The sequence below is a fragment of the Sphingomonas guangdongensis genome (genome assembly GCF_900199185.1).
Lineage (GTDB): Bacteria > Pseudomonadota > Alphaproteobacteria > Sphingomonadales > Sphingomonadaceae > Sphingomonas > Sphingomonas guangdongensis.
Genome location: NZ_OBMI01000001.1, coordinates 581,847 through 597,156, shown reverse-complemented (window position 1 = coordinate 597,156; position 15,310 = coordinate 581,847). Strand labels below are relative to the sequence as shown.

The 15,310-nt window shown below is 66.9% G+C and carries 13 protein-coding genes and 3 pseudogenes; 12 read left to right on the top strand and 4 right to left on the bottom strand.

Annotated elements, in window-relative coordinates; translation table 11 throughout:
• The first annotated feature begins 26 nt into the window (after positions 1-26).
• The 3 genes and pseudogenes from CRO12_RS02770 (at position 27) to CRO12_RS17885 (ending at position 1,707) form a co-directional block, all read left to right on the top strand.
• Positions 27-1,216 (top strand): annotated as a pseudogene (locus tag CRO12_RS02770) (IS3 family transposase).
• A 42-nt stretch (positions 1,217-1,258) separates the two neighbouring features.
• Positions 1,259-1,369, top strand: a pseudogene (locus CRO12_RS18535) (hypothetical protein); the annotation flags it as partial.
• Positions 1,370-1,569: 200 nt separating this feature from the next.
• The gene (locus CRO12_RS17885) at positions 1,570-1,707 is read left to right on the top strand and encodes a hypothetical protein (RefSeq protein WP_179640759.1); all 138 of its coding nucleotides are present in this window, start codon (positions 1,570-1,572) and stop codon (positions 1,705-1,707) included.
• A 22-nt stretch (positions 1,708-1,729) separates the two neighbouring features.
• Here the strand turns inward: CRO12_RS17885 and CRO12_RS18530 are convergent.
• Positions 1,730-2,211, bottom strand: a pseudogene (locus CRO12_RS18530) (IS6 family transposase); the annotation flags it as partial.
• Between the two features lie 9 nt (positions 2,212-2,220).
• Positions 2,221-3,087, bottom strand: a complete 867-nt coding sequence (locus CRO12_RS02760; protein WP_245858142.1) for an ATP-grasp fold amidoligase family protein — start codon at positions 3,085-3,087, stop codon at positions 2,221-2,223.
• Positions 3,088-3,297: 210 nt separating this feature from the next.
• Here CRO12_RS02760 and CRO12_RS02755 point away from each other — a divergent pair, with 210 nt between their 5' ends.
• The 4 genes from CRO12_RS02755 to CRO12_RS02740 all read left to right on the top strand — a co-directional run bounded on the left by CRO12_RS02755 (position 3,298) and on the right by CRO12_RS02740 (position 5,777).
• Complete coding sequence (locus CRO12_RS02755; RefSeq protein ID WP_218838849.1) at positions 3,298-3,741, top strand: hypothetical protein; 444 nt, start codon at positions 3,298-3,300, stop codon at positions 3,739-3,741.
• Positions 3,742-3,889: 148 nt separating this feature from the next.
• Positions 3,890-4,807, top strand: coding sequence for an extracellular catalytic domain type 1 short-chain-length polyhydroxyalkanoate depolymerase (locus tag CRO12_RS02750; RefSeq protein WP_218838848.1), 918 nt, complete (start codon positions 3,890-3,892; stop codon positions 4,805-4,807).
• Positions 4,808-5,452, top strand: coding sequence for a class I SAM-dependent methyltransferase (locus CRO12_RS02745; protein WP_097062463.1), 645 nt, complete (start codon positions 4,808-4,810; stop codon positions 5,450-5,452).
• Between the two features lies 1 nt (position 5,453).
• Positions 5,454-5,777 (top strand): DUF3299 domain-containing protein, encoded by a 324-nt coding sequence (locus tag CRO12_RS02740; protein WP_097062462.1) that lies wholly within the window; start codon positions 5,454-5,456, stop codon positions 5,775-5,777.
• Positions 5,778-5,822: 45 nt separating this feature from the next.
• Here the strand turns inward: CRO12_RS02740 and CRO12_RS02735 are convergent, their stop codons facing one another.
• On the bottom strand, positions 5,823-6,332 hold the full coding sequence (locus tag CRO12_RS02735) for a S46 family peptidase (RefSeq protein ID WP_281253385.1): 510 nt from the start codon (positions 6,330-6,332) through the stop codon (positions 5,823-5,825).
• 337 nt (positions 6,333-6,669) lie between these two features.
• Here CRO12_RS02735 and CRO12_RS02730 point away from each other — a divergent pair, with 337 nt between their 5' ends.
• From CRO12_RS02730 to CRO12_RS02710, 5 genes are all read left to right on the top strand, one after another.
• Entirely contained in the window at positions 6,670-7,587 is a 918-nt protein-coding gene (locus CRO12_RS02730; RefSeq protein ID WP_097062461.1) for a hypothetical protein, read from the top strand.
• 10 nt (positions 7,588-7,597) lie between these two features.
• Positions 7,598-8,071, top strand: coding sequence for a DUF11 domain-containing protein (locus CRO12_RS02725; RefSeq protein WP_097062460.1), 474 nt, complete (start codon positions 7,598-7,600; stop codon positions 8,069-8,071).
• 45 nt (positions 8,072-8,116) lie between these two features.
• Complete coding sequence (locus tag CRO12_RS02720) at positions 8,117-9,238, top strand: hypothetical protein (protein WP_245858136.1); 1,122 nt, start codon at positions 8,117-8,119, stop codon at positions 9,236-9,238.
• A gap of 77 nt (positions 9,239-9,315) precedes the next feature.
• The gene (locus tag CRO12_RS02715) at positions 9,316-14,250 is read left to right on the top strand and encodes a DUF11 domain-containing protein (protein WP_245858134.1); all 4,935 of its coding nucleotides are present in this window, start codon (positions 9,316-9,318) and stop codon (positions 14,248-14,250) included.
• On the top strand, positions 14,250-14,774 hold the full coding sequence (locus CRO12_RS02710) for a hypothetical protein (RefSeq protein ID WP_097062459.1): 525 nt from the start codon (positions 14,250-14,252) through the stop codon (positions 14,772-14,774). Before CRO12_RS02715 ends, CRO12_RS02710 begins: the two co-directional genes overlap by 1 nt.
• A 44-nt stretch (positions 14,775-14,818) precedes the next feature.
• Here the strand turns inward: CRO12_RS02710 and CRO12_RS02705 are convergent, their stop codons facing one another.
• A complete protein-coding gene (locus CRO12_RS02705; RefSeq protein ID WP_097062458.1) occupies positions 14,819-15,208 on the bottom strand; it encodes a hemerythrin domain-containing protein in 390 nt (129 codons plus the stop codon).
• Positions 15,209-15,310: the final 102 nt, after the last annotated feature.

Here is a 15,310-nt window from a genome sequence, read left to right as displayed (position 1 = left end):
CTCCATCTGGAGCTAGAGTCCGGCCCATCAAGGGATACGGACGACATGAAGCGGAAGCATTTTCCGAAGAGCAGATCATCGGCCTCCTGAAGGAGGAGGCCGAGGCGGGCGCGGTGGTGACGGAGCTGTGCCGCAAGCACGGCATGTCGAGCGCGACCTATTATGCGTGAAAGGCCAAGTTCGGTGGGTTGGAGGTGTCCGACGCGAAGCGGCTTAGGGCTCTGGAAGACGAGAACGCCAAGCTGAAGCGGCTGCTGGCGGACGCGATGCTCGACAACGAGGGTTAGAAGGATCTGCTGTCAAAGAAATGGTAGCGCCCGCTGCGAAGCGACAAGCTGTCGCGCATCTCCAGGCGACGTTGGGGATGAGCGAGCGGCGGGCGTGCATGGTCGTCGGGGCGGACCGCAAGAGCATGCGGTATCGCTCGTGCCGGGCAGATGATGGCGACCTGCGGTCGCGTTTGCGTGAGCTGGCGCAGCAGCGTCGGCGGTTCGGCTACCGGCGCCTGCACATCCTGCTCCGCCGTGGTGGCATCACGATCAACCGCAAGAAGACGCAGCGCCTCTACCGTGAGGAAGGGCTGACGGTCAGGCGCAGACGCGGACGAAGGCGCGCCATCGGCGCGCGGGCGCCTGCGCCGGTGCTGGCGCTCCCCAACCAGCGCTGGAGCCTGGACTTTGTCCATGACCAGCTTGCCACGGGACGCCGGTTCCGGGTGCTCAACATCGTCGACGACATCACGCGCGAGTGCTTGCGAGCGGTGGTCGATACCTCGATCTCCGGCCGCCGTGTCGTGCGCGAGCCGGCCGATCTGGTGGTCGAGCGTGTCGCGCCGAAAATGATCGTCAGCGACAACGGCACTGAGCTCACCTCCAACGCGGTGCTGAGCTGGTCGGGCGAGGCGAAGATCGAGTGGCACTACATCGCGCCGGGCCGTCCCATGCAGAACGGCTATGTCGAGAGCTTCAACGGCCGCATGCGAGATGAGCTGCTGAACCAGACGCTGTTCCTGACGCTGGGTCAGGCCCGCGACATCGTCGCGGGCTGGGTCGAGGATTACAACACCGAGTACGCCACACCAGCGGCCTTCGCCGCAGGTCTCGCGTTGCAAGTGGCTGCTCCGCTCCGCGCAGCTGGAAGCTACGTTCCGCAGCCCCTTGCTCCACCAGCGCAGCCGCGCGACAACAAACCCCGGTCTCTGGTCCCGGCTGGATGAAAACCGGGGGTCACGTCAGAGGCGCTGCTGACCGCGCGCGGGGTGCCGGCGGCGGTCGTGCGGACGCTGGCGGAGGTCGCTGAGCACCCGCACGTCCGCGCCCGCGGCAATCTGCGCCCGCTCACGTTGGAGGACGGCACCGCGACTGCGGTGGTCGGCGCGCCCTTCTTCGCCGCCGACGGCCCCGGCGACCGAGCGGGCCGGTGCCCAAGCTCGGCGGGCACAGCGACGAGGTGCTCGCCGCCGCCGGTCTCGACGAAGCCGCGCGGGAGCGACTGCGTGCGGCGCGGATCATCTGAGCCTCTCGGGCTGGTCCGGTGTGCGATCCGGATCGGTCTCAGGAGGAGAAGCTCGTGCCTCCGTCCGGCATCACGTTATCGACGCCGTTACGCGCACTGCCGGCGCTCAAACGGCTGATCGCCGGCACGATCCATGCCGACTTCACGCTCCTGGAGCCGGCGTTCTGCCTGATGGACTGGATCATCTGCTAAACTCCACTTGATCAACCGTCGGATCGCGGCAGCCGAGCTCTTCCATGACAGCACCGTAGCTGCGAAGCCCGTCAGTGGTGATCGCCTCAGGCGAGCCGTGGCGCTTGAGCGCCTTCTTCATGAAAGTGAGCGCAGCCTCCTTGTCACGTGTCTTGGTGACGAAGCTCTCGAGCACCTCGCCTCCGTGATCGACGGCACGCCACAAGTAGACCATCCCGCCGTTCAGCTTGACGTACATCTCGTCCAGGTGCCAGCGCCAGTGCCGGAACCCGCACATGCGGCTCACCCGTGCCCGGCGGAGATCATCTGCGAACATCGGGCCGAACCTGTTCCATTACAGCCTGACCGTTTCATGGCAGATGTCGACCTGCGCTCGAGAAACAGGTCCTCCACGTTCCGCAAGCTGAGTAGGAAACGCACGTACATCAGCACCACCAGCCGGATCACCTCCGGTGACGAGTTGAAGTAGCGAAACGGGCTAGCTGGCTTGCGCAGGCGGGGCATGCCGCGCCGCTACGCTGCCCTGCTTACCAGCCGTTGCATTACGTCTGACAGTGCCCGGCCAGGCTCCGCGTTCTGCGTTTCTTCGCGCGCTTGCCGCCACAGCGCGCCCATATATCGGTCAAGCGATGCCGGCACGACCGGCAGCAGACCGGAGCCGGGATAGACGGTCACCTCGCCGAACAGCGGCCTTCCTGCCACTTCGTAGCAGTCGATGCGAAGAAAGTGATGCCCGCGCGCCAGACGCTCGGCACCGGCGATGAGCTTGTCGAGCGTTGATGGCCGCTCTGGATCGGGATCGCGAGTTGGCGGTGAGGCGCGAACCCAGTTACGGTCCATCACGATCCAGCGGTGCGCAGTTGCTCGCTCGAGATGAACCTGCACGAAAGCAACGCGGCCACCAAACACGAACAGCTTATAGTCGGTTGGGAGCTCTTCTCCGTTGCCGAGGTAAGATTCGATGAGCAGCCCCGGCGGTACGTTTGCATAGGCCCACTCGTCCAGCCACCGGCCATACCGCACGTCACCCCAACATGCCGCTTTCAAATACGCAGCATCCCACTCGGCCGGCGTTCGCACAAAAGCGACGTGCCCGCACCCGTGCCGCGCTTTGACCACGAAGGGCAGCGGCGCAGGCGGCTGAGGCGGCAGAACACTGCCTTGCCAAAGGGTCGGGATCACCCAGTCAGGTCCAAGCACGGAAGCGACCAGCTCCTTGACCGCGACCTTGTCGACGAGCCCCGGCAGACGCGGGTCACGGTCGTGCAGTTTACGGTGCTGTACCCATTCGGTGAACCGTTGTGGCGCATGCAGATGCAGAGCGCGTCCGTGCTGCCAAAAGTAGGTCAGATGCAGCCGTAGTTGCGCAAGGAAGGTCATCGGAGATTGTGTCGCGCGTTTGGGCCGATAAGCGCAAGCGCTGCGGAAGGCACCGCATCCCAGCTGCGCGAACTCGCCAGAATCGCCCGCTCGCGGCCGCTCAGGGGCAATGAGGCGCGCCCCGAACCGGTCGCTCGTTCAGCATTATCCATGGCCGCACAATCGAGCGATTCTCGACCTCGCTACCGTCTTGCCCGAGCGTCCTTGAACATGCCCACAGATCATCCATATACCATCCGTCTGGATGGTGACAGTGCGATGCGGAATGTTGCTGAGAGCGAGAAAATCACAATCAACCTCGGGTTTGTAGATCTCGGCCACGTTGATCTGCTCGTGCGCGAGGGCTTCTATGGCAATCGCACCGACTTCATCCGCACGGCGATCCGTAACCAGCTCGAACGGCATAGCAACGAGGCGAAGCAATCCGTCAGCCGCCGAGCGCTCCAGCTCGGTGTTTGCCACCTTTCCGCGCAGGAACTCGGATCCGCGCGTGAAGCCGACGAGAAGCTGGACATCCGCGTCCTGGGTCTTCTGTCGATCGGGTCCGATGTAACTCCCGAACTCGCGCTCGCCACGATCCGCTCGATCACGATCCTAGGCGCACTCCATGCCACCCCGGCAATCAAGGCCGCTTTGGCCGATCGCATCACCTGACCGGAGAATACCCATGAGCCTGCAGACTTCCATGATAGAGGCCTTGCGGCTGACCCGCTCCGGCGACCTTTCAGGCGCAACGGCGCTGCTTCGCACCACGCTCGCAGGGCAAGGCGGATCCTCGCCGACCATGGAATACCAAGGCGAGGTGATCGACCTGACGCCTGAGCAGCCAACGCCCCGTGTGGGTCGCGAGCAATCGCGCAGTGGCGATTTCATCGGACGTAGCCACTCGGGCAGCGTCGGAACTATCGAGTACATGCTGTACCGCCCGGCTGCCACTGCGCCCAACATGCCGCTGGTCGTCATGCTGCACGGCTGCACGCAAACGCCCGAGGACTGCGCGCGAGGCACGGGCATGAACGAACTGGCGGAGGAGCTTGGATTTCTCGTCGCCTACCCGCGGCAGACCCAGGCCGCCAACCAGCAACGATGCTGGAACTGGTTCCGGCCAGGCGACCAGGCGCGTGGGCGCGGTGAACCCGCCCTCATCGCCGGGATCGTGCGGGACGTGATCGCCGCAGAGCGGATCGATGCCGAGCGGGTCTATGTGGCGGGTCTTTCGGCTGGCGGTGCCGCGGCAGCGATCATGGCCGACGCCTACCCCGACCTGTTCGCCGCGGTTGGCGTGCATTCGGGGCTCGCCTGCGGCGCGGCGCGTGACCTGCCCTCTGCGCTCACGGCGATGAATCGAGGCGCCGCGCACCAGTCCTCAGCGCCAAATGGCCGGAAGCGCTTCGTGCCCGTCATCACCTTTCACGGCGATCGTGATCGCACAGTGATTGAGGCGAATGCCCGCGAAATCGTCCATGCCGCATCCAGGGCTGCCGGCGTCACCATCACGGTCGTCTCGGAAACGGGCAGCAGCGGCGGCAGGCGCTTTACGCGCGCGCTAAGCCAGGACGCTGCCGGACGCGTCCTGATCGAACAATGGACGATTGCGGGCGGGGGGCATGCGTGGTCGGGCGGAAATCCGGCCGGCTCGCACGCCGACGCAGCCGGGCCGGACGCATCGCGGGCCATGCTAAGCTTCTTTGAGCGGCATCGCCTCTCAGGAGCCCAGTAGGTGGTCGACGGTAGCGACACGCGCGAGCCGGGCCTGGCCGAGCTGCCGCCAGGTGCCTTCGCCAGGCAGGATGATGGCGACGATCTGAGCTTCTACGCGCCCCCACGGCTCGTCACGCACATCGACGATGGCGCTGTCGCCGCGTTGAGCGCCCACTATCGCCGGGCGATCCCGGCAGGCGGCCGCATCCTCGACCTCATGTCGAGTTGGGTAAGCCATCTGCCTCCGGAGCAGCGCTACGCCGAGGTCATTGGTCACGGCATGAACGCCGATGAGCTCGCGGCCAACCCGCGCCTCGATCGCTGGTTCATCCAGGACCTCAACCGTAATCAAGCATTGCCGATCGACGATGGGTCAATCGATGCTGCGTTGTGCTGTGTCGGCGTGCAGTACCTGAAGCATCCACTGGCAGTGTTCGCGGAGGTTCGACGCGTGCTCAAAGCGGGAGCACCGTTCATCATCAGCTTTTCGAATCGCTGCTTTCCGACAAAGGCGGTTGCGATCTGGCGCGCGCTCGGCAGCGATGGTCACGCTGCGCTCGTTCAACTGTATCTTGAACGATCCGGCTTTTCACACTTGGGCGTCGAGGTGCTGTCGGATGGGAGCGCCGGCGACCCGCTGATCGTGGTGAGCGGAAGAGCCTGAGCTGTACCTATCCAACCCACCGGCGAACGACCGTCTGCAGCGCCCCGCGGGCGTGAAATCGCTCGCCGGCAAGCAGATCAAGGTCGCCGGCTGGATCATGCCGCTCGACAAGGCAGCAAACCAGAAGCGGTTCGTCCTGCTCGCCTATCCGCCGGGCTGCCCCTTCCACGTCCATACCATGCCGAACCAGTTCATCGAAGTGATGGCGCCGGCGGGCGTGCAGCTGAACGGAAGTGACCCGATGGTGATCGCCGGCACGCTCCAGCTGGCCGGGCAAGACGAGAGCGGCATCTTGTACCGTCTGGTCAACGCGAAGAAGGTCTGAGGGGCAGGGGTGACTGCGGCAGCCGCAGTCACCCCGTCCTTTAGCTTACCGCCCGCGCAGTTCCGCCACCAGCGCCGGCGCCGGATAGATCTTCTCCAGCGCCTCCTGCACTGAGTCCGTGGACACCACGACCGTGCGGTTGAGCGTGGCGTCATAACCGTAGTTGCCGCCGAGCGAGTGAATGTTGCCGTCGAACGCCGCGCCGATCACCGTGCCCGCGCGATCGATCACCGGCGAGCCGGAGTTGCCGCCGATGATGTCGTTGGTGGTCACGAAGTCGTAAGTGGTCGCGCCGTCGATCTTCGCACGGTTAGCGGCGAAGCCCGGAGCGACGTCGAACGGCGCGTTGCCGGTCGCGCGGTCGAAGGTGCCGCCCAGCGTTGTCGCGATCGGCACTTCCTGCCCGCGCTCGGTCCAGCCCTTCACCTTCCCGTAGCTGATCCGGAGCGTGAAGGTTGCATCCAGGTATGAGCTCAATCCCACACAGGCCGCAAAAGCGGCAAATGAGCCAAAACGCCCGTTCCGGGTCGAGCTGGAACGATCGCTTGTGATCATAGATCGCGTCAAGCCGCCGTTCGTCAAGTGGGAAGGACCGCTAGCGACCTCGCGGTTGTTGACCAAGGACGGCGGCGAGTAGCGGCTCGTTGGCCGTAATCAAAGTAATCGTAAGCAGCTCAGCGCGCCCGATCATCTTTGATCGTTGATCCCTCTGGTGACCGACATCGGCATCGCCGCCGTGGTACGTAGCTGGTCTTCGCCGCTGGCGCCAAACTAGAGAGCGATCTTTAGACCTTGGTCTAATTCGAAGGTGCCGCCCACCGCCGCGTAAGAGGTGTTTAAGTACGATAGCGTTGATCGGTCCCGCACAAGTTCACGCGGGCAAATCGATCCAATGATCAAGAACGGCAACGTCAATGGCACCCAGGCTCTGCGGGTCACCGCGGCCTCGCTGCTGGCGTGCGTCGCCGCCGTGCCAGCCGCCGTGGCGCAAGTGACCCCGGCCGGCACTCGCATCACCAATACCGCGACGCTGACCCACGCCGACAGCGCCGGGCCGATCACGTTTCCAAGCAATACCGTCACCACCTCGGTCGACGGGCTGGTCGACGTGACGGTGGTTGCGGCAGCCGCAACCCGCGTCGTCGCCGACCCTGCGTCGCAGGTAGCGGTTCCGTTTGTCGTCACCAACACCGGCAACCTGGCTCAGGATTTCTCCTTGGCGGGCAGTGGCGGCGAGCCGCTCCGGGTCGCGATCGACAGCGACGGCACGAACGAAGCGACCAGGATCACGCTGACGCCAGGCGAGCAGCAGACCATCTTCGTGCTCCTGCCCGGTCCGGTCGTCGATCGAACCGCCGTCACCCTCACCGCGACCGCGGTGACGGGTACGGGCGTTCAAGGCAGCGTCCTGCCCGGTGCCGGCCCGGATGGCAGCGACGCGGTGCTCGGAGGTAGCGGCGGTCGTGCCACCGCCCAGACGGTCCTCATCCTAGATCCAGCCGCGCCCTCGCTCACCAAGTCGCAGGCAGTTCGCGCCCCCGATGGGAGCGAGCGCGCGATCAACGGCGCGACCATCACTTACCAGCTTGTCGCCCGCTTCCCGGGCGCAAAGCGCGGCGTCGTCATTACCGACGCGATCCCCGCCGGCACCCGCTTCGTGGCCGACAGCGTGACGCTCGACGGCATCCGGCTGACCGACGCCGACGACGGGGATGCAGTGACCTTCGACGGCACGACCGTCCGCGTGACGCTGGGTGATCCGACGCCCGGCACCGTCCGCACCGTGCGCTTCCAGACCATCATCAACTGAAGGATCAACGATGACCCGCCTGCTTTCCGGCACTGCTGCCATCACCATCGCCACTGTCGCGGCGCCCGTGCTCGCCGCCGGGCCGCTCCAGGTGAGCGCCAGCGTCATGGTGGAAGCCAAGGAGCGCGGCACCGACGGCGCCGTGCGGGTCAAGCTGGTGCCCGCGAGCCGCGTGGTGCCGGGCGACCGGATGACGCTGGTCGTCGCCTATCGCAACACGGGCGGGCAGCCGCTGTCCAACGTCGTGATCGCCAACCCGGTACCTGCAGCGCTGATGTTCCAAGCGGCCGCTCCCGGCTCCCCCGCGCCCGAGGTGTCGGCCGACGGCAAGACCTTTACGACGCTCTCCGCTCTGCGCGTCGCCGGCCCCGCCGGCCCGCGCGCAGCCAAGCCTGCCGATGTCACGCACGTCCGCTGGCGGATGACTGCCCCGATCGCACCCGGTGCGGAAGGCCGCTTCGCCTTCAACGCCGTCCTGAAATGACCCCCAACGTACCGAACCACCATCTAGTCAGAAGGAAGAACAGGGATGTTTGTTAAGAAGACCATCGCCGTGCTGCTGGCGGGCACCGCCACGCTCGCGGCGGACAACGCCTTTGCACAATCGACCGGCACGGCCGCCGGCACCAGCGTCGACAATACCGCGTCGGTCACCTACACGGTGAACGGCGTCAACCAGTCGACCACCTCCAACACCGCGTCGTTCGTCGTCGACCGCAAGGTGAACTTTACCGTGGTCACCGACCAGACCGGCTTCACCCAGGTCACGCTGGGTCAGCAGGACGCGGTTACCAAGTTCAAGGTGACCAACACGACCAACGGTACGCAGGACTTCATCCTCGATCCCGACCAGAACAACATCGGCGTCGGGATCCTGCCGGGCAACGACAATTTCGACGTGGCCAGCCTCCGCGCGTTCGTCGATTCGAACAACAATGGCGTCTATGACGCAAACGTCGACACCCAGACCTTCATCGACGAACTGGCGCCGGACGCGTCGGTGACCGTGTTCGTCGTCGGCAACGTGCCGAGCACCCAGTCGGCGGCGATCGCCTGGGATTCGCTCCACGTCATCGTCGCGGCGGGCGGCACGACGGGTACCCGCGGCTCGGCGTTGATCGCAACGGACCTCAACCTCGCCAACGCCGACAACACGGTCGATATCGTCTTTGCCGACAACGACAGCGATGGCGCCGCCATCGGCGACATCGCCCGCAACGGTGAAGGCCGCGCCTATTCCGGTTACGAAGTCGGCACGCGCAACGTGGCGCTGAGCGTCAACAAGTCGGCGCGGGTCGTGGCCGACGGGGTGAACCTCGCCAACTTCAAGGCGATCCCGGGCGCAACGGTCGAGTACTGCCTGACCGTCACCAACGCGACTCCGCTGGTCGCGGCGAGCAGCGTGGTCCTGACCGACGTCATCCCGGCGAACACCACCTATGTGCCGGGGTCGATGGCGATGGGTGCGCCGGGTACGCTTGGTGCATGCGTCGCCGCCGGCTCCACCGAGGACGATGACGCCGACGACGGCACCGAATCCGACGGTCTCACCGCGGCGTTCGACGGCGGATCGAAGACCGTTTCCGCGCGGATCACGACGGTGCCGGGCCTGGGATCGGTGGCGACCGCGTTCCGGGTCAAGATCAACTAAGCCACTCAGTCAGCAAGGAAAACAGAGCTCCGGCGCGCGCCACCCCCTCGCGCGCCGGGGAACGACGCTGCATGTCCATGACCCCACGCCTTCTCGCCCTTGCGGCCCTGCTCGGCCTGTCGCCTGTCGCCCCCGCGACGGCGCAGACCGTGCAGCGCGTGACGAATACCGCGCAGCTCAGCTGGAGCGACTCGTCCGACCGCCGGGAAGTAAGCTCCAACACCGTTTCGCTGGCGGTCGACCGCATCAAGGTCCCGACCCGCCTCAGCTTCCGCCTGCCGCCTGTCGGCCACGAGATGTCGGGGTCGCGCTGCGAGACGATGCCGCGGTTGCGCTTCACCCCCGCGCCCGTCGACGAGGCGGCCTATGCCGGATCCGCTCCGCTGGAGACGGTCGACAATCACCAGCCGTACTTCATCGTGCTCGAGAACGCCGGTGGAAACCGCGATGCCGCCCGCCGCGAAGAGGCGATCATCACTGCCACCAGCGGTGCCACGTCGCTGCAGGTCGTGCTGCTGGAGACCGGCAACAACACCGGCGTCTTCGCCGGTGGCATCTCGCCGCCCGGCCGCAATCCCGGGAACGCCGCGTGCGATCCGCGCCTGGATCGCGGCGCGCGCGTGATCCTGACCTTCGAGGAGGACGACCACAGCTATGGCTCGACGTCGGAGCAGCTGGTCGATCCGGCCGGCTACGTCTTCGACTCGCAGACGGGCGCGCTGGTCGACGGCGCCGTCGTGACGCTGCTCGACGAGCAGAACCGCCCGGCCGTGGTCTATGGCGACGACGGGATCAGCCGCTATCCCGCGACGGTCATCAGCGGCGGGCACACGACGGATTCGAGCGGGCGACTCTACGACTTCCCCCAAGGGAACTACCGCTTTCCCTTCGTCGCGCCGGGCAAGTACCACCTGCGGATCCAGCCGCCGGCGCGCTACACCGCACCGTCCGTTCGCTCGGCGGGTGAACTCGCCCGCCTTCGCGACCCGAGCGGCAGGCCCTTCATCCTGAACGGTGCCTCGACCGGTGGCGTGTTCGAGATCGTCGAGCCCGACCCCTTCTACGCCGACATTCCGCTCGACCGCGAAGGCGAAACGGCACTGCTGCTCACCAAGACGGCCTCGGTGCGTGAGGCATCGCCCGGCGACTTCGTGCAGTACCGGGTCACGCTGGAGAACCGAGGCTCCGCCCCGGCGCAGGGCGTTCAGCTGACCGACATCCTGCCTGAGGGGCTTCGCTACGAGCGTGGCTCCCACACCGGCGCGGGCACTCCGGCAGTATCGGCAGATGGCCGGACCCTGAACTTCCCGCTGGCGCAGGTTGCCGCCGGTGCCAGCGTCGAGGTGCGGTACGTCGTGTCGATCGCGCCCGGTGCACCAGTCGGCGAGGCAATAAATCGCGTGCTCGCCTCCGGCAGTGCCGGCGCGACCTCCAACGAGGCCGCCGCGGCCGTCCGCATCCGCCCGCTGCTGTTCACCGACGGCTTCACCGTCACCGGCCGCGTGACGGAGGGTGGCTGCGGCGACCCGGTCGACAAGCGTCGTGGCGTCCCTGGCATACGGCTGCTGATGGAGGACGGCACGTTCGTCGTCACCGACCGTGATGGCCTGTACCACTTCGAGGGCGTGCGACCGGGCCGCCACGTCGTGCAGCTCGACACCGGCTCGCTGCCAGCCAGCCACACGCCCGTCGCCTGCGACATCGACACGCGTCAGGCCGGCAGTGCGATCTCGCGCTTCGTGGAGGCCGACGGCGGACTGCTGAAGCGCGTCGATTTCCAGCTGAAGCCGACCGGCAAGGCCGCGGCGGCCGACACGCTGCCGATCGCGATCGCAGACGATGCAAATGCGGCGGGCAATCGCGATTGGCTGATCGGCCAGACGCCCGGCGTAGAGATGCTATTCCCGACGGTCGGCCACAATCCGCGGGCGCCGGTGCTGCGTGTCGCGATTAAGCACCTGCCGGCTCAGCGCGTACGACTGTCGCTCAATGGCCAGCTGGTCGATCCGCTGCTGTTCGACACCACCGATCAGGCGGGCGACGTTGCGGTTTCGCGCTGGAGCGGCCTCCCGTTGGTCGACGGCGACAACAAGCTGCACGCCGATGTGTTGGCCGGCGAGGGCCAGGTCGTCGCGAGCTTCGACCGCGTCGTACGCTCCACCAGCACCGCCGTGTCGGCGAGCGTCGTTGCCGATCGCAGCCGCCTGATCGCAGACGGCGTCACCCGCCCGCTGGTCGCGGTTCGCGTGGTCGATGCGACCGGCCATCCGGTGCGCGCCGGCACGACCCTGCCGTTCCGCGTCGATCGCCCGCATGTCGCCGCTGTTGATCCGACGCTGGCGCAGGACGGCACGCCGGGCGCCGCCACCATCGCGCGCGTGGTCGGCGACGACGGCCTGGCGTTCATCGCGCTGGAACCAACCACCCAGACCGGCGCGGTACGCGTCGTCGCGAGCTTCACGGGCGAGAAGTCGACCCACGATCGGGAGCTGCGCGCCTGGCTGTCGGGTGCGGCCAAGGACTGGGTCGTGGTGGGCTTCGGCGCGGGCACGGTCGGCCACAACACACTCGATCGCCACGCCCGCACCCTCGCCCGCGCCGACCGCGACACGCTGATGACCGACGGCCAGCTCGCGCTGTATGCCAAGGGCCGGATCAAGGGCTCGTGGCTCGCGACGATCGCCTACGACAGCGATCGCCGCCGTGATCGCGACCGGGGGCTGCTCGGTACAATCGACCCCAACCGCTACTACACCGTGTACGGCGACGGCACCCGCCAGGGCTATGATGCGCCGACCGAGCGCAAGCTCTACGTGCGGCTGGAAGCGCCCGAGTTCTACGCGCTGTTCGGTGACTATGAGACCGGCCTGACGCAGAGCCAGCTCGGCCGCTACAGCCGCACGCTGAACGGCGGCAAGCTCGCCTACGAGAGCGCCAACGTTTCGGTGACTGCCTTTGCCGCGCACACGGACGAGCTCTACGCCCGCGACGAGATCCCCGGGAATGGCCTGAGCGGCCCGTACCGCCTGTCGGGGCGCGACATCGTGCCGAACAGCGACAAGCTGCGCATCGAGGTGCGCGATCGCTTTCGCTCGGAGCTGATCGTGTCGTCGACCGCGCTCACGCGTCACCTCGACTATGACATTGACACGGCGATGGGGACGATCCGCTTCCGCCAGCCGGTGCTGACCCGCGACGCCGCGCAGAATCCGATCTTCATCGTCGTCGACTATGAGACCTACGGCCGGACCGGCGCGCTGGTCGCCGGCGGGCGCGCTGCGGTCCGCACCAGCGACCGCCGGCTGGAGGTTGGCGCAACCGCGCTGCACGACAGCACGGTCGGCACCGCCAACCTGCTGGCGATCGACGTAAAGGGGGAACTGAGCGCCACCACCGAAGTGCGAGCCGAGGCCGCGACCGGCGGCCGGGGCGGCTTTAAGGCCGGGCAGGCGTTTCTGGTCGAGGCTGAGCATCACGGCGCGGCGCTCGATCTGCTCGCCTATGCGCGCCAGCAGGATCAGCGCTTCGGCGTCGGCCAGCAGAACGTCGTGGAGGCGGGGACCCGCAAGCTCGGCGTCGACGGGCGGCTCCGCTTGGGCGACCGCGTCTCGCTGACCACGACCGCGTGGCACCAGGACTCGCTGGAGACGGCCGGCACCCGGCTCGCCGCCGATGTCCGGCTCGAGCTGCAGCGCGCGGGCGGGACGCTGTTCGTCGGCGGCCAGCTGGCGCAAGATCGGGGCATCGACGGGCGCGAGCGTGACTCGCGGCTGCTGACGCTTGGCGGTACCCAGGCGCTGTTCGACGGCAAGCTGACGCTCGCCGCGCAGACCCAGGTCGCACCCGGCGGCGACAAGGCGAGCGTCGACTTTCCGGTTCGCCATCAGGTGACCGGTGCGCTGAAGGTTATGGACGGTGTCCGCCTGCTCGGCGGGTACGAGATCGCGGAGGGTGCAGACTATACCGCTCACACCGCTCAGGTCGGCTTCGACGTCGCGCCCTGGGCCGGTGGCAAGCTGTCCTCTACGCTCAACCAGCAGGCAGCGGGCGAGAACGGGCAGCGCCTGTTCGCGCAGTACGGCCTGACCCAGTCGCTCCAGCTCGGCAGCCGCTGGTCGGTCGACGCGACGCTGGACGCCAGCAGCACCGTGCGCGGGGCGATCCCGACCGGTGCGGTGATCAGTGCGTTTCATCCGGTGGCGTCGGGCGGCTCGCTCGCGCAGGACGGGGCGGGCGACTATGCGGCCGTGACGCTCGGCACCAATTACCGTGCGGATCGCTGGTCGGCGAACGGCCGGATCGAGTATCGCATCAGCGACGCCGGCGATCGCTTCGGCATCACCGCGTCGGTGCTGCGGACGCTGGGCGAGGGCAAGACGCTGGCGTCCAGCCTGCGCTGGTCGCAGGTCACGCAGGACAGCGGCGCGGTGGCCTCCTTCGCGACCGCCGACCTGTCGGTCGCGTGGCGCCCGCTCGACAGCAATTGGTCGGTGCTCGAGCGCTTCGAGCTGCGCCGCGAGCGCGCGGACGCAGGCTTCGATGATCGCAACGTGCTCGGCGTGCCGTCCTTTGGCGGCGGGTTCCAGGCGACACTGCGCGCGGTCAACAACATCGCGCTCAACTACCGCACCGGCCCGGAAGGGCTCGGTCACGGGACCGAAGCGACGCTCTATCACGGCATCAAGTGGGTAAAGGGCAGCTTCGGCCCGCAGGACTTTACCGGCCTGGTCAACGTCGTGGGTTTCGACCTGCGCCGCGATCTCGGCCGGCATCTCGACATCGGCATCGCCGGCTCGGTCCAGCACGCGTGGGAGCGCAAGGTCGTGTCGTACAGCGTCGGACCGACGGTCGGCGTCTCGCCAGCCCGGAATCTCTGGCTCACGGCCGGCTATAACGTCGCCGGCTACCGCGACCGCGATTTCGAGGCGGATCGTTATACCCGCGCCGGCCCGTTCATAACCGCGCGATTGAAGTTCGACCAGGCGATGCTCGGCAAGGTAGGGGGACGCTGATGCGCCGGGTGCCACTTCTCGCTGCGATGCTGCTCGCCGCAACGCCGGCCGCGGCCGATCCGCTCACCGTGACCAAGAGCGTTACCGTGATCTCCGACCCGCTCGGCTCCGTGGTGCCGCGCTCGCTTCCCGGTGCGGTGGTGGAGTACAAGTCGCGTGCGACCAATCCGGCGGCGAATGTACTGGTGCCGGTGAAGGATTTGCTGCTGGTGGAGAACCTGCCCGTCAACGTCGAACTGCGGGTGGCCGATCTGGCTACCGCCGGCAAGGGGCCGGTCGAGTTCGCCGACGGAAGTCTGCTCGGCACGGGGCTGCTGCCGAGTGGATTAAGCTACAACTATTCGACGGCAGCGCCGACGACCGATGGTCTGGAGTTCTCCACCAACGGCACCAATTGGACCTATCAGCCGGTTGCGAACGCGGCGGGTTATGATCCGGCGGTGCGTGCGATCCGCATCAAGCTGACCGGCAACTTCACGGCCGCGACGTCGTTCCAGCTACGCTATCGCGCGCGGATCCGGTAAGCTTCTGTTGTTTGGTGCGTTGCGGTGGAGCCGCACGCAGGCGATCAGGCGTGACCGGCCCGGTTCAGTGCCGGAAACATCAGCCGCTCCTCGCGGTCCATCCGTGTGCGCAAGCGGGACAGCAGCGCCCGTGCCGAAGAGCGATAGCAGTGCCAAGATTGAATGAGCGACACGCCGCTCCACTTCGCTACATGCTCGGTGAAGGCTGCGTCCAGGCTAAGGTCGATGTGACTGGCCGCCGAGCCGGCGCTGCGCTGCCACGCCTGGAGCGCGGAGCGCTCGGCTGCCAGGTGCATGGAGAGTTCGCGAACCAGCTGCCAGCGCAATTGGGCGAACTCCGGTCCGGACGGAGGCGTCGGCTGGACCAAATAGACGTCAAGGTCCGCCGCCAGCGCGCGAAGTCGATCATGGTCGTGCTGAAGGTTCGCGATCACTGCTGCCTGTCCTCTCGATACAGGTGGCAGTGGAGCGTATCAGGCTTAACGACATCATGCCCTCGGCGAGGGCGGAGGCAAACTACGACGGAAGTCTAGTGT

Bases quoted from the DNA above. Each gene is read 5' to 3' on its own strand.
- CRO12_RS02710 (WP_097062459.1), top strand. From the start codon at position 14,250: ATGCGCCGGGTGCCACTTCTCGCTGCGATGCTGCTCGCCGCAACGCCG.
- CRO12_RS02725 (WP_097062460.1), top strand. From the start codon at position 7,598: ATGACCCGCCTGCTTTCCGGCACTGCTGCCATCACCATCGCCACTGTC.
- CRO12_RS02730 (WP_097062461.1), top strand. From the start codon at position 6,670: ATGATCAAGAACGGCAACGTCAATGGCACCCAGGCTCTGCGGGTCACC.
- CRO12_RS02715 (WP_245858134.1), top strand. From the start codon at position 9,316: ATGACCCCACGCCTTCTCGCCCTTGCGGCCCTGCTCGGCCTGTCGCCT.
- CRO12_RS02760 (WP_245858142.1), bottom strand. From the start codon at position 3,087: ATGACCTTCCTTGCGCAACTACGGCTGCATCTGACCTACTTTTGGCAG.
- CRO12_RS02755 (WP_218838849.1), top strand. From the start codon at position 3,298: ATGCCCACAGATCATCCATATACCATCCGTCTGGATGGTGACAGTGCG.
- CRO12_RS02735 (WP_281253385.1), bottom strand. From the start codon at position 6,332: ATGATCACAAGCGATCGTTCCAGCTCGACCCGGAACGGGCGTTTTGGC.
- CRO12_RS02720 (WP_245858136.1), top strand. From the start codon at position 8,117: ATGTTTGTTAAGAAGACCATCGCCGTGCTGCTGGCGGGCACCGCCACG.